15 protein-coding genes are annotated in these 12829 nt (G+C 39.1%); 6 read left to right on the forward strand and 9 right to left on the reverse strand.

What is annotated here, in order from left to right:
- Window positions 1–6: 6 nt before the first annotated feature.
- Window positions 7–552 carry a hypothetical protein gene (locus ACW6QP_RS08055; RefSeq protein WP_457910355.1) on the reverse strand — a complete coding sequence of 182 codons (546 nt, stop codon included), beginning with the start codon at window positions 550–552 and terminating at the stop codon, window positions 7–9.
- 257 nt (window positions 553–809) lie between these two features.
- Here ACW6QP_RS08055 and ACW6QP_RS08060 point away from each other — a divergent pair, with 257 nt between their 5' ends.
- From ACW6QP_RS08060 to ACW6QP_RS08085, 6 genes are all read left to right on the forward strand, one after another.
- Entirely contained in the window at window positions 810–1907 is a 1098-nt protein-coding gene (locus ACW6QP_RS08060; protein ID WP_457910356.1) for a sensor histidine kinase, read from the forward strand.
- A complete protein-coding gene (locus ACW6QP_RS08065; RefSeq protein WP_457910357.1) occupies window positions 1907–3223 on the forward strand; it encodes a sigma-54-dependent transcriptional regulator in 1317 nt (438 codons plus the stop codon). Before ACW6QP_RS08060 ends, ACW6QP_RS08065 begins: the two co-directional genes overlap by 1 nt.
- 171 nt (window positions 3224–3394) lie before the next feature.
- Complete coding sequence (locus ACW6QP_RS08070) at window positions 3395–3556, forward strand: hypothetical protein (RefSeq protein WP_457910358.1); 162 nt, start codon at window positions 3395–3397, stop codon at window positions 3554–3556.
- 12 nt (window positions 3557–3568) lie between these two features.
- Window positions 3569–4849 carry a Glu/Leu/Phe/Val family dehydrogenase gene (locus tag ACW6QP_RS08075; RefSeq protein WP_457910359.1) on the forward strand — a complete coding sequence of 427 codons (1281 nt, stop codon included), beginning with the start codon at window positions 3569–3571 and terminating at the stop codon, window positions 4847–4849.
- 101 nt (window positions 4850–4950) lie between these two features.
- Entirely contained in the window at window positions 4951–5370 is a 420-nt protein-coding gene (locus ACW6QP_RS08080) for a GreA/GreB family elongation factor (RefSeq protein WP_457910360.1), read from the forward strand.
- Window positions 5354–5776, forward strand: coding sequence for a hypothetical protein (locus ACW6QP_RS08085; RefSeq protein WP_457910361.1), 423 nt, complete (start codon window positions 5354–5356; stop codon window positions 5774–5776). Before ACW6QP_RS08080 ends, ACW6QP_RS08085 begins: the two co-directional genes overlap by 17 nt.
- Before the next feature lie 329 nt (window positions 5777–6105).
- Here ACW6QP_RS08085 and ACW6QP_RS08090 read toward each other — a convergent pair whose 3' ends face one another.
- The 8 genes from ACW6QP_RS08090 to ACW6QP_RS08125 form a co-directional block, all read right to left on the reverse strand.
- On the reverse strand, window positions 6106–6468 hold the full coding sequence (locus ACW6QP_RS08090; protein ID WP_457910362.1) for a PH domain-containing protein: 363 nt from the start codon (window positions 6466–6468) through the stop codon (window positions 6106–6108).
- Window positions 6469–6642: 174 nt separating this feature from the next.
- Window positions 6643–6858 (reverse strand): hypothetical protein, encoded by a 216-nt coding sequence (locus ACW6QP_RS08095; RefSeq protein WP_457910363.1) that lies wholly within the window; start codon window positions 6856–6858, stop codon window positions 6643–6645.
- A gap of 1026 nt (window positions 6859–7884) precedes the next feature.
- Window positions 7885–8142: an STAS domain-containing protein gene (locus tag ACW6QP_RS08100; protein ID WP_457910364.1), complete on the reverse strand. Its 258-nt coding sequence runs from the start codon at window positions 8140–8142 to the stop codon at window positions 7885–7887.
- 198 nt (window positions 8143–8340) lie between these two features.
- Window positions 8341–9054, reverse strand: coding sequence for a LytR/AlgR family response regulator transcription factor (locus tag ACW6QP_RS08105; protein ID WP_457910365.1), 714 nt, complete (start codon window positions 9052–9054; stop codon window positions 8341–8343).
- 122 nt (window positions 9055–9176) lie between these two features.
- Complete coding sequence (locus ACW6QP_RS08110) at window positions 9177–10637, reverse strand: glycosyltransferase family 2 protein (protein WP_457910366.1); 1461 nt, start codon at window positions 10635–10637, stop codon at window positions 9177–9179.
- A gap of 8 nt (window positions 10638–10645) precedes the next feature.
- Window positions 10646–11674, reverse strand: a complete 1029-nt coding sequence (locus ACW6QP_RS08115) for a HEAT repeat domain-containing protein (RefSeq protein ID WP_457910367.1) — start codon at window positions 11672–11674, stop codon at window positions 10646–10648.
- 3 nt (window positions 11675–11677) lie between these two features.
- On the reverse strand, window positions 11678–12049 hold the full coding sequence (locus ACW6QP_RS08120) for a response regulator transcription factor (protein ID WP_457910368.1): 372 nt from the start codon (window positions 12047–12049) through the stop codon (window positions 11678–11680).
- On the reverse strand, window positions 12050–12769 hold the full coding sequence (locus ACW6QP_RS08125) for a hypothetical protein (RefSeq protein WP_457910369.1): 720 nt from the start codon (window positions 12767–12769) through the stop codon (window positions 12050–12052).
- Between the last annotated feature and the right edge of the window lie 60 nt (window positions 12770–12829).

Consider the following 12829-nt stretch of genomic DNA (forward strand, 5'->3'; position numbering starts at 1 on the left):
AATTTTTTAGAATAACCTGTAGGCAAAACTAAACCCCAATGTAGGCGAGGCTCCCCAGGCATTGGTATCAAAATCCCGAAGGGCTCCTATTCCCAGGTGGAAATTAAACAGAAAATTCGATCCCATATTGCGCTGCATTCCCCAGTGAATTTCAGCCAGCAAACTGCTGTTATTTGCAGAATATCCGGCGTTTCTAAAGTTATATTTGTTTTGGAATGCAATATAATTTCCAGCGTTATTCTCCACCCAACGATCTTTGGCCGCCCTTTTATCGATATTATAAACAAATCTCAAGGCCGAAGTGACGGTTACCGTAGGTCTAAATAAGTCAAAGCCATAATTCACGCCATTTTGCACGCTCATTCCGCCGCCGGCACCTAAGCTGTTCACCCAAACAAATTTGTTGGAAACCGGTAATTCGTAACTAAATCCAATTCCCTGAAAACCGAGATTCACTCTTCCGAAATTGTCGAGATTTCTGTCTTGATTTTGCTGGGCACTTGTGGTAAAAGCCAGGCTTAATAACATGATAATCAGGTAATACTTTTTCATAAGCAGGTTTAAATTTTAGAATTTTTATACGGAATTCCAGGGCCTGATTCGGGCCTGTTCTCTATCTGAAAGTTTAGGGATTTAAGGATAAAGCGGAAGTTTTTTGATATCTATAAGTAGTGCTTTCAGCAGAAATGTTACATACTAATGCAAATAGCGATTTCCCTGGTTCTTCGGAAGTGAGTAGCCTTTAGGAAATATTACAAATTTCAGAATTATGGAATATCCCCTAACTTTATTGCCTGGAAATTATTAGAATGGGTACAGAAATTTCAATTGAAGAAAGATTAGAAGAACGGGTAAAGGAATTATCCTGTTTATATGAGGTTTCTTCGGCAATCAGGGAGCATAACGAAGATACCGGGCAAACGCTGTTGCGCATCAACACGATTTTAAAACAGGCCTGGCGGTTTCCGGAGTATGCGGTGGTAGAAATAGAGATCGAGGAGTATCATTTAAAAACTTCAGAAATACCTGAAAATTCTCATTTTCAGGAGAGCAAAATTAATTTGTTCGAGCAGCCAGGCGGATTTCTAAAAGTTCACTACCCTGCCCGCGACCTGGAAATGAGTCATTTTTTGATCGAAGAACAAAAATTGCTAGATAAGGTAGCCTATGAAATAAGCCTGTTTTTTGAAAGATTGCAAACCCGTAAAAAACAGGAAATTCTGCAGCAAACTGCCGAGCGTAACGACAGGCTGGCGATTTTAGGAGAGATCACCGCAGGCATTGCCCACGAATTAAATACCCCTTTAGGTAACATTTTAGGTTTTGCTGAATTCATCAAAGAAAAAGCCGCCGATCCTCAAATTCATAAAGACACCGAAAAAATTATAAAAGCAGCGATCTATTCCCGGGAAGTGGTGAAAAAACTTATGTTTTTCGCCTGTGAAATGCCGCAGAATATCCAGGCGATAAAGATAAAACCTGTGGTTACCCAGGCGCTTGCTTTGCTAAAGCCAAACTTCCGAAAGGCGGGGCTTAACTATGAATTTCATATTCAGGATTCCAGTTTAGAAGCCCAGGTAGACCCTATACAGCTCACCCAGGTTTTGTTTAATTTAATTATAAATGCCATTTACCATTCGCCGAAGAATTCAGTAATAACAATTGAAATCAGCAATTCCGAAGACTGGTATTTCATAGAAGTCAGCGACCAGGGTGTAGGCATTCCCGATGAGCAGAAAGAAAAGGTTTTTCAGCCGTTTTTCACCACCAAACCTGCGGGTGACGGCTCTGGCCTTGGCCTTAGCGTGGTTCACGGAATTATTAAAGGCCATAAGGGAGAGATTGCTATCTTTGACAATTCCCCCCGGGGAAGCCGGTTTAAAATAAGTTTACCAATTCGTTTTTAATGAGCCTTCGAAAGGAAAATATTCTGATAGTCGACGATGATTTTGATATGTTGGAGGTTTTACAACGAAATCTTAAGGCGGCAAATTATCACGTGTATAAAGCCTCCTCGGTACACGAGGCCCTGGATATCTTAAAATTTAGCCGGGTAGAATTGCTTATTACAGATCTTCAAATGCCCGGCCTAAACGGGATGGAACTGGTAAAATATACCAATGAACATTTCCCTGAAATGCCCAAACTGGTGATTACGGGTTTTCCTTCTATCGATGGCGCATTGGAAGCCGTTCGCTCGGGAGCGGTAGAATATCTCACCAAACCTTTTACCAGACAGGAATTGCTTGACAGCGTTGCGAAAGCCCTACCTGAAAAGGCTGTAAAAAGCAGCGGGAAACCTCAACCCAGCGAAAGTTCATACGCCGGGATGATAGGAAATTCTGAAGAATTTGAGGTAATAAAAGATATTATCGAGCGGGTAAAGAATAACCGGGCTACGGTGCTTATCCAGGGTGAAAGCGGTACGGGAAAAGAACTGGTGGCCAGAGCTATACACTATCGTGGAAGCTTTGCCGCCAATCCGTTTATTGCCGTGCATTGTGGCGCCATTCCCGAAAATCTGCTCGAGGCCGAATTATTTGGCTATGTGAAAGGTGCTTTTACAGGAGCCAACGAAAGCAGGCCGGGATATTTCCAGGCTGCCAATGGCGGGAGTATTTTCCTGGATGAAATTGGAACAGCATCGCCGGCGGTGCAGGTGAGTTTATTACGGGTGCTTCAGGAAAAAGAAGTTCGCCGGGTAGGCTCACGGGAAAACGAAAAAGTACAACTTAGAGTAATTGCCGCTACCAACAGCAGTTTATTGGAAATGGTAAAAAATGGCAGTTTTAGGGAAGATCTTTATTACCGCTTAAACGTAATCGAGATCAATACTCCTCCCCTACGCCGGCGTAAAGACGATATCCCCTTGCTGGCAGAAAATTTTCTGAGAAAATACAGCCGGGAGTTCGGGAAAAAAAATATGCAGTTAAGCGAAGTCGCCCTTGAAATTTTGCATCGGTATGACTGGCCCGGAAACATTCGGGAACTCGAAAATGTGATTCAACGGGCAGTGATTATGAGCGCATCACAAATCGACGTAGCTCAATTGCCAGACTGGTTAAAATGTAAAGTTCCGGCTTCAGATAGCGGTTTTGTTTCGCTAAAAGAGATGGAAAAGCAATACATCTCAAAGGTATTGGCTTCAGTAGAAAACAATAAAACCAGGGCCGCCGAAATTCTTGGCATAGATCGCAAAACATTGCGGCAAAAACTTCAGTAAAAAACGGGGGAATAGCTCCCGGCCGGGGAGTTTCGTCCCGGCACAAAAACTCTTCAGTAAAAATTTTTAATAAGTAAATCACTGATCTTCAGCAGATTCTACCTTAACTTGAAAAAAATTTAGCTACGGGGCACAGGCTTTGACTTAAAGGAATCAAACAAAAGTAAACCTATGATCATTTCTGAAGCACCTGTGTTTGAAGTTGCCGAAAAACCAGATTTTCTGGATTCGGCCGGAAACGAAGTTTTTAAGAGTTTGTGTTTTAACTGCGACCTGCGCCAGGATTGCAAGTGGAAAGCTCATAGAAAAATGCATTGTGAACATTTTCTTTAAACCCTAACAAATATGATAACTCAAGAAAAAGTGAATAAACAAAGTATGTACAATACGGTGATGGAGCAGTTTAACAATACTGCCGAACTCATTAATCTCAATCCTAATATTCGTAAAATTTTAGGGATTACCAATAACGAAATCATCGTTCATTTTCCCGTAAAAATGGACAATGGCGAGGTTGAAGTATTTACGGGTTACCGCGTGCAACATAACAACGCTCTGGGCCCCTACAAAGGCGGACTTCGCTACCATCCCACAGTAGATGTAGATGCGGCCAAAGCTTTGGCAATGTGGATGACCTGGAAAACCTCATTGGCCGGGCTGCCTTATGGTGGAGCTAAAGGAGGAATTCAATTGGATCCCAGAAATTATTCGGATGCCGAACTGGAAAGAATCACCCGCAGGTTCACCTACGCCCTGGGAGAAAACATTGGACCCGAACACGACATCCCCGCGCCCGATGTGAACACCAACGCGCAAACTATGGCCTGGATAGCCGATACCTATATGTCTACCATTTCACCTTCAGAACGTTCGCAAGTACAACACGTGGTGACCGGGAAACCTGTAGGTTCAGGCGGATTGGAAGGTCGTGACCGCGCCACCGGATTTGGCGTATACCTCACTATAAAGGCTCTTTTGGAATCAAGAGATCAAAGCCTGGAGAATAAAACTTTTATCGTTCAGGGCTTCGGAAATGTGGGGTATTGGGCTTCTAAATTTATGGTAGAAGAAGGTGCGAAACTTATCTCGGTGCAGGATGCTCACGCCACGCTTTATAAAGCCGATGGAATTTCGGTAGGCGATCTTTATGAGCATTCCAGCCCAAGAAAAGGTTCTATCGCCGGATTTGCAGGTGCTGCTGAAATTGATCCTGAAGAATTTTTCGGTTTGGACTGTGATATTTTAATCCCGGCCGCGCTTGGAAATCAGCTCACCGCCGAAAATGCCTTTAAAGTCAAAGCCGGGATTGTAGCTGAAGGTGCCAATGGTCCAACCGATGCGGCGGGTGAAAAAATTCTCCTGGAAAACGGGATTACCATTATCCCCGATATATTATGCAACTCGGGTGGTGTGATTGGAAGTTATTTCGAGTGGCTGCAAAACCGCAACGGTGAACTTTGGGAGATGGAGGAAGTAATGGAGAAAATTGAAAAGAAATTGCTTCAGGTTTTCAAAAAAGTTCAAAACGAGGTAGAAAACCGCCAAACCGATTGGCGAACTGCCGCCTACATTTTGGCGATGAGCCGAATCGAAACCGCTTATAAGCAAAGGGGTATTTTCCCATAAGAATCAATAGCCAAATGGTCGGGCCTTTGAATTCCGGAAAAATAATTTTCGGGATCCGGGCCGGCCTTTAAGCATTTAAATCTCGTCTACGAGCACATATTATGAAATACGGGGTAATTATTATAGAACAAAAGGAACACGACTTATTGAAGAAGATAATTTCAATGGCGAAATATTATAAAGATGAGAATTATAAACGTTCCATTGAAAAGCTACATGTTGAATTACAAACAGCCAAACTCGTCCCAAATTCAGAAATGCCGGTAGATGTGGTGCGATTTAATTCTACCGTGCGCATCAAAACAGCCTTTAATGTAAGTCGCGACTATATGCTGGTTACCCCCGAAAAGAGTGATATAAAGCAAAACAAAATTTCGATTTTGGCTCCCATGGGACTGGCTCTTTTTGGATATGCTGCCGGCGATGAAATTACCTGGCACTTCCCCTCGGGAGAAAGCCAGATCCTTATTGAAGATGTAAAACAATTAGATGAAAATTTGAAGTATGAAGCTAGAATTTGAAAACCACCACCGCGAAGATGAAGTAGTGATGCTCAACATCTCCCCCGATGTGGCACACTGGAATAATAGCCTGGAACACATACAAGCTGAACTGGATTTCTACAGGGATTTATTGAAATCGGGGATAGTTGAAGATCTAAAGAAAAATAAACAGGATGCCGGTTTTTTGCTAAACCAGATTGAGCTATTAAAAGAAGAAAATAGTTTTCAAAGGCATACGCTTTTGAAATATCAAACCAAGATAGAGGGGGTAAAAGAATGCGAAGATGTGGTTTGCGAAAACCACTATTTGCAGGATCATTTATTGTTGAAAAAAGTTTTGGAGAAGCATTTTGGGGAATTCCAGTCGCTTAAATATAAAATACGCGAGTTCCTGTATAACGGATTTAAAAAATACCTCGCTTAAAAATATTAAAAGTAGGCCGCCTGTTGTCTTAATTTAAAAATAATGGTTGAAATTGTGTGAGTTTAAAACCTAACGTACCTCCGCAATTATGGCAATTCAGGCGGTCTTTTGTTAGGGTGCTAAGGCCCGGGGGTACCCGGGCTTTTTTTATTAAATAAAGAAAAGGTATACCACGGCACCGAGAAGAATGAAACAGATTGCAGGAAAAATCATTTCCCTTAGTTTGTAAAAATCTTTTTGGATGAATATTATGTATAGAATATATATTACAAAAACCAGTAAGACTCCATAGGGAACAAAAGGATAATTCATTCTGGGAAGTTGAGGTTTTATAACATTTTTTCAGCCAAAAACCTCTGAACTTCGTAGATGTTCACCATTTTATTAAATCGCCTTTCGAGTACGGGGGTAGCTTCAGTAGTCCAGATTTTTAAATTGGCATCGGGATCTGAAATTCCTTTGGCTTCAGTAGAAATCCGGGAAATATTTCTATATGGTAGAGATTGAATTTCAATTTTTGCATTGGTTATGCCATGAACATCCACTACAATAAGTCTGAAATTGGTAAAAATAAAAATGTCTTTCACCAGTTTAAAACAAAGTTCTATCGATTCATTCGAAATGAATATATGCCTAAAGCGATGGCTAAGGCCCTCGGGGGTAATTTGATATGTATCAATAACTGCGCTCATACAATGGCAATCTACCCGAAATAGTACGGGTAGATATTATGAGGCAAGTTATAAAGCCTATCTCATTAAAAAATACGGATTTCCGTAAATTCTAACTGAATTTATTTTTAGTGAAAATTGGCAATGAAAATCCTGCTGCCCAGGAAAGATGACTTACAGAATTTGCTTAAAAAATTAATCCTTCTCAAGCTCGGGAATCTCTTTCATTTTCCCGTTTTCAGATTTTCCCAATATGATTACCTCTTTACTCTCCTTATATTCTTCGATAGCAAGACGTAGTTGATCTAAGGTATCTCTACGAATTTTAACTCCGTTTTTCTGATTTTTATTTCGTACCTCAATGTAATATCCGTCCCTAAGATCTTTAGGTTGTGTAGAAGGTCTGCCCATTTACGTAGTTTACAATTAAAAATGACTGGGTAATATAGGAAAATTTAATATAATTTGCCAGTTTTTAAGCCCCGGGGCTTAGATTTTTAAAGATGGCCGGGAGCCCTATGCTGTAATTTATTGATTTCAAGATATTTATTTTCTGAAACCCGCAGCAAACCCTAGCTATTTATTGAAAAACGGATTAATCTTTTCTAATTTTCAGCCAGAGTTTTAATTCAAAAAATGCAGGTTTTTATCTGGCATCTATCCTGCTGTATTTTCAACTTCAGAATGCCTAAAAACAAGAAAAGTGATGCTTTCACATCACTTTTAAACTTGTCGGGATGACTGGACGAATAGAAGATTCTCAAACACCCAGTAATTATAGGCTTTCATGTAATCCCAAGTTTTAGAACTCACGAATAACTCACAATATCATTAGAACGCATTGAAGTAATTTGATACTTCTGTACCCTTCAAAAATAGTAAAAACCATTTACTTTTTTTATCCTGAGCGTTCTCCCTTTTTTAATTTGGTAGAAACCTTTCTGAGCAATGGAATCTTTATAATACCACTTACTTCTTTTAGAGCCTTCACATTCCCCTTTTTTGGCCAAACACATTTATAGATTTGGAATCGGAAAAAGGGGTTATAAATAGATGCAATCGGCTTTATGCACCCCGCCGATTCCAAATTTGTTCCTTTGTCCGAAAAAGGGAATGTGATCAAATTTGGAAGTAGATCTTATAATATTGAATCCAGGTGAAAATAAAGATGTAAATGCTTAGTGATATTTCGCAAAAGGAAAAATAAAATCTTGGAAGAAAACTTTCAAATTTTGATTTTTTAGTAAAAAAGTTAACGGTTTTACTGGGCTGGGAGCATTTTTTCGTAAAAAAGTTTTTTCTGAAATTTTGAAATCGTGGGATTTGGGTTTAAATGACTACAAAACTAACTAAAAACTAAGGGGGGATTGACCATAACATCGCGCAGCGTGTTATCCTCTTGCTTCGCCACCTTAGTTTTAAATATTTTATTTTGCCTTATTCTAAATCAGGAACTTTAATACCCATAGGATTTACCATGATCTTCTCACAAGAATTAAGTAAACAAATAACTTTTTTGCGATTACGCCTGGCAGTCCTTTGAAAAGTCGATAGCATAAAAATCCCCGATATATCTATTAGATCAAGACCATTTAGATCTATTGTTAATGATTCGTATTCTAACAGACTTTCGTTGAGTCTATTTTCGATCTCAGAAACATTTTTCGAATTTAATTCACCTACAAGTTTTATCATAATTTCCTAGACTATTACCATTGCCCCAATATTATATTAAAGAACTGTAAGGCTGCATTTGTAGGGAATGCGAAGAAAAAAATTCCTTGCCTTACAGGTTCTGAACAAAAATAAGAACAGACTGTCCGGCCCTTTAAATTATTATTTTAAAGGATGAATTTAGAAGATAGAAGATGTGATTTTTTATTTAAACGGCAATCACAAAAGATTTAACTGGCTAAGTAACTGACTTTTATATCTCCTGCTAATTGGAATGACCTGTTTATTTATCAAGATACTATTATCCTCTATATCTACGATCTTTTTAAAATTGATAATAAACGATCTATGAACTCTTAAGAAGGAAGAAGATGGTAGTTTGGCTTCGATTTTCTTTAGGGAAGAGTAAATAAGGTAATCTTTATTTGAAGTTTTGATCTGGATGAAATTACCTTTCGCTTCTACCAGTTCAATATCTGTTATATCAATTTTTACAAGTCTTTTATCTACATTCACATAAAGTTCATTCTCATTTTCGGCCTGCCTGTCTCTTTCCTTCTTCAATTCATTTTTTTTCTGATTGTTATCAAGCTTGGCAATAGCACGTTCAAACCTCTCTTTTTGAATAGGTTTTAACAGATAGTCGGTCACATTTACAAATTCAAAGGCATTCAACGCAAACTTTTCATCTGAGGATACCAGAATTATATCGGGACTGGATTTGATGGTTTTTAAAAAGTCAAAACCCGAAAAATCTGGCATCATAATATCCAGAAATATAAGGTCTATAGCTTTTTCTGTATTATTAATGAATTTGAGTGCTTTCAGGGGACCTTCAAAAACTCCAACAAGTTCCAGTGATGGCTGCATACTGATTAACTGTTGCAGAATCTTTCTGGGCAATTCTTCATCATCGACTATAATACAATTCATCTGGTATTGATTTATGCAAAATTCCTCAGATATCAATAGATATATAGAGAATTTACTTTGAGGCGTCCATGAAATTACGTAAATACATTGTCTTTGTTATAACACTTAGGTTTAAAAAAATATTAAACTTTTGTTTTTTTTCCGAGACCTGTTCTACCCATGGCTCCCCAGCTTTTTTTCCCATTTATCAGATCCCAGTTTCCTTTTACCGAGGCCCACATGACAAAAGGATGATATATGAGCGGTTCAAAAAGTATCGTGCCCAGTAAACGCAGGATATATTTGGGTTTCTTATATTGCTGGAAGGAAAACTCTTCAAAGAATAATGATGTAATGGAAAACAGCAATGCAAAGGTATAAACAACCCCAAAGAATATCAGGAAAACCTGCATGTCTACACTTTTAAAAAGAAACAGGTATAATACATATATTATTCCCAAAAATTCAATGAGCGGGGCCATCCATTCAAAAAAGAACCAGTAAGGCGTACTAAGAATACCCAGCACCCCATATTTCGGATTAAAAAGCATCTTTCGGTGAATCCATAATGTCTCTGCCGTACCTCTGGTCCATCTATTTCGCTGGCGGTGCAGTATTCTCCATTTTTGCGGCACCTCAGTCCAGCATAAGGGATCGGGTACAAAACCTACCTTATAAGAAATCTTTTTCTCTCTCATAAGGCGCCTCATTCTCACCAGCAGTTCCATATCTTCCCCAACCGTATTATGATCATAGCCTCCGGCGTTTATCACGATTTCTTTATCGAACATCCCAAAGGCTCCCGAAATAAGAAGTAAACCATCTAACCTGGACCAGGCCATTCTTCCCATCAGGAACGCCCTGAAATATTCGATTATCTGGGCTCTGGCAACAAAGGTATCGGGCAGTTTCACTTCTATAATCCTCCCATCCTCAATGATACAGGAATTCGCCACCCTTATGATCCCTCCCGAGGCGATAACTCTCTCCTGGTTATTTAAAAATGGTTTTACCAATTTGAGAAGGGCATCATGTTCTAAAACACAATCTACATCTATACAACAAATGATCTCATTATCGCAAACATTTATCCCGGTGTTAAGGGCATCGGCCTTTCCACCGTTCACTTTATCGATCACGGTAAGGTTCTTGAAAGATTCGTTTCCAGATTTATAAACGCCTTTAAGATCCTGAGTTTTTATGAACTGATGGTACTTAAAATCTATTTTCCTTAGGTTAAAGGTCTCGATGAGCTTTTGCAGGGTGTCGTCTTTACTGCCGTCATTTATGATAACGATCTCATAAGAAGGATAATTTAGGGTTAATAAAGATCTAACGTTCTCCACCACGTTGGCCTCTTCGTTATAGGCCGGGGCCAATATCGAGATTGTAGGCAGTTTAGAGGATTGTAAAAGTGCAAACTCTGCCTGGTAATTGTTCTTTCGTTTATAATCCCGTATCTCCAGAAAAGAAAAGATCGCAGCAAAACTGTAACCTGTACAAATTACAATCCCATAAATTAAAAATAACCAGCTGGCAATTTCGGTAATCTGGTGAATATTCAAATCGATCTTCTGTTTGGCTAAAATTGCAATCTTCTGCAATATATTATTTAAACCGCATAAACAGAAAGTTCTCTGTGAGAAGTATACCGGAGCTTCTGGAAAACCTGTTGAGTTGCCCTGTCAGATTTTGGAATAAGAGGTTCAAATTCCCTTAGTTCCTCAAACGAAGAAATGTTACCTACAGTCTTTAAAATGAAGGCCTTAACTTTTGAAGATTCTCCTGTAAAGATCTTTTTAAGGTGATCTATCAAGTCTGCATACCCTAACTGAGAAAGGCTTCTAATAGCTTCAATTTTCAGGTTATCTTCTTCCTGTCTTAAAAAAGGGAGCAGACCAGAAATATTTTCGAACTGATTATATTCCCCGATCATTTTAATTGAAAATTCCTGTACACTGTCAAGACTGCTGGAGAGCCAGTTGGAAAAATCGGGAATATCGCCCTTATAATTGCTTTTAAGACATTCTTCTATATAGATCTGCTCCCAAAGGGTAAGAGGCTTCTTTATACTATCCAGAAAGTCCAGTGGCCTACTATTCGACAGCTGGATGAAATAAAGCATGGCCTGTTGTCTTAACTCGTCATTTTCAGCATCCAGATATTTTTCAATTAAGGGGCTAAGCCTTTTCAGGTTAAGCTCAGATGCGACATACGTAGCCCTGGCCATGCGGTACCATTTCCCGCTTTTCAGGTCTTTTTCCACCACATCTATAAGTTTCCAATCGAGAAAAAGCTTCTTGAGCATTTCGTTGGATTCTCCTTTAAAATTCTCTTCGAAAATAAGAATTACTTTGATCGCGATCTTTTCTGCCAGCGCTGTGGTAATATAGTTTTTCTTGAATTCCCCGATCTCATTTTCCGAAAGGGTATCGGTATCAAAAAGATAACGAGTAATAAAATCGGAATAGAGCTCCTTATATTTATCGATTTTCCGGTTGCGAACCAGTTTACTCAAACGCAGGTAAAAGATGGCACAGGCAAAACCAAAAGTGACCAATAAAAAGACGATGGTAAATAAGAGATTTACCTTTAGTACCCAGCTACCCTGTTCGGCGATATTTCTGAAAATGGCTTCCAAATATTAATTTGAATAGGATTTCTTTAAAAACCTCTTTACCCGCAGTGATAGTTCATTGGGATTAAAGGGTTTGGTTATAAAATCGTCCACGCCCAGGTTAAAGGCATCCATGATGATGTTCTCCTGTTTGGAAGTGGAAAGTACTATTACCGGAGTTTCCGGAAAATTTGTTTTTATGTGCTGAATTAACTGGGTACCCGTTACAAATGGCAGCATGAGATCTGTAAGTACCAGGTCAAACCTTTGTTCGTTAAGGAGGGACATGGCCTCACGGCCATCATGTGCCATTACCACTTCGTAATTATCCCTTTTAAGCTTGAACTCAAGGGACTTTATAACCATGGGATTGTCTTCTATTACTAAAATCTTTTCCATCTAAATATTATTTGGGGCCAAATCGGTATCGAGATGAACTATGATCTTATCAAAGAGTTCCTGAAGTCTCGAAACCAGTTCTGAAAGTGAATTATCTTCTAGTTCATAAGTAAGTTTATTACATATTTCGGCACCTTCCTGATTTTCGATCATTTCAAAGGAAGGCTTGATATTATGCGCAATTTTACCCGCCTTTTGATGATCGTTATCCTTACAGGCCATTTCAAGTTCGGTTAGCTGGGCCTTCACAGAAGTCTTAAAAATTTTCAGGGATTCGTAAACAAAATCCATATTCCCATCTGAAAGGTCATAAAGATAATCCAGAGAATATAATGGCTCTAACGGCTTTGGAGCCTTTTCTTCTAAGAAATCTCCCAGCTTATCTATAGATGCAGACGAAAAGGGTTTTTCTATAGTAAAATTCTGAACTTCCAGATTTCCCCTCGCCAAACTTGTATAGACAGGGAGCTCCAACTTGAGTTCCTTCTTAATATAGTCTGTGGTCTGCGCAGCATTCATAGGCTTTGCTGCTTCCTCCACGACCACAAGATCGGGAAGGTGTTGCTGAAGGTGTTTAATGGCTTCAAAGCTATTGGCAAAAATTTTTACCCTGGTGATACCAAATTTCTTTTTTACGACCTCAACAAACGTATTAGCTTCATCGGATGATGATTCAATAAGCAAAACTGAACTGGATGGGGTTAGTTTTAGGTTCGTCATAAGGGGTCTATTTGGGAAATTACCAACCTATCTTCATATGCTTATAAATTAGTTTTTGGT

This window comes from Salegentibacter haimaensis, assembly GCF_054121495.1.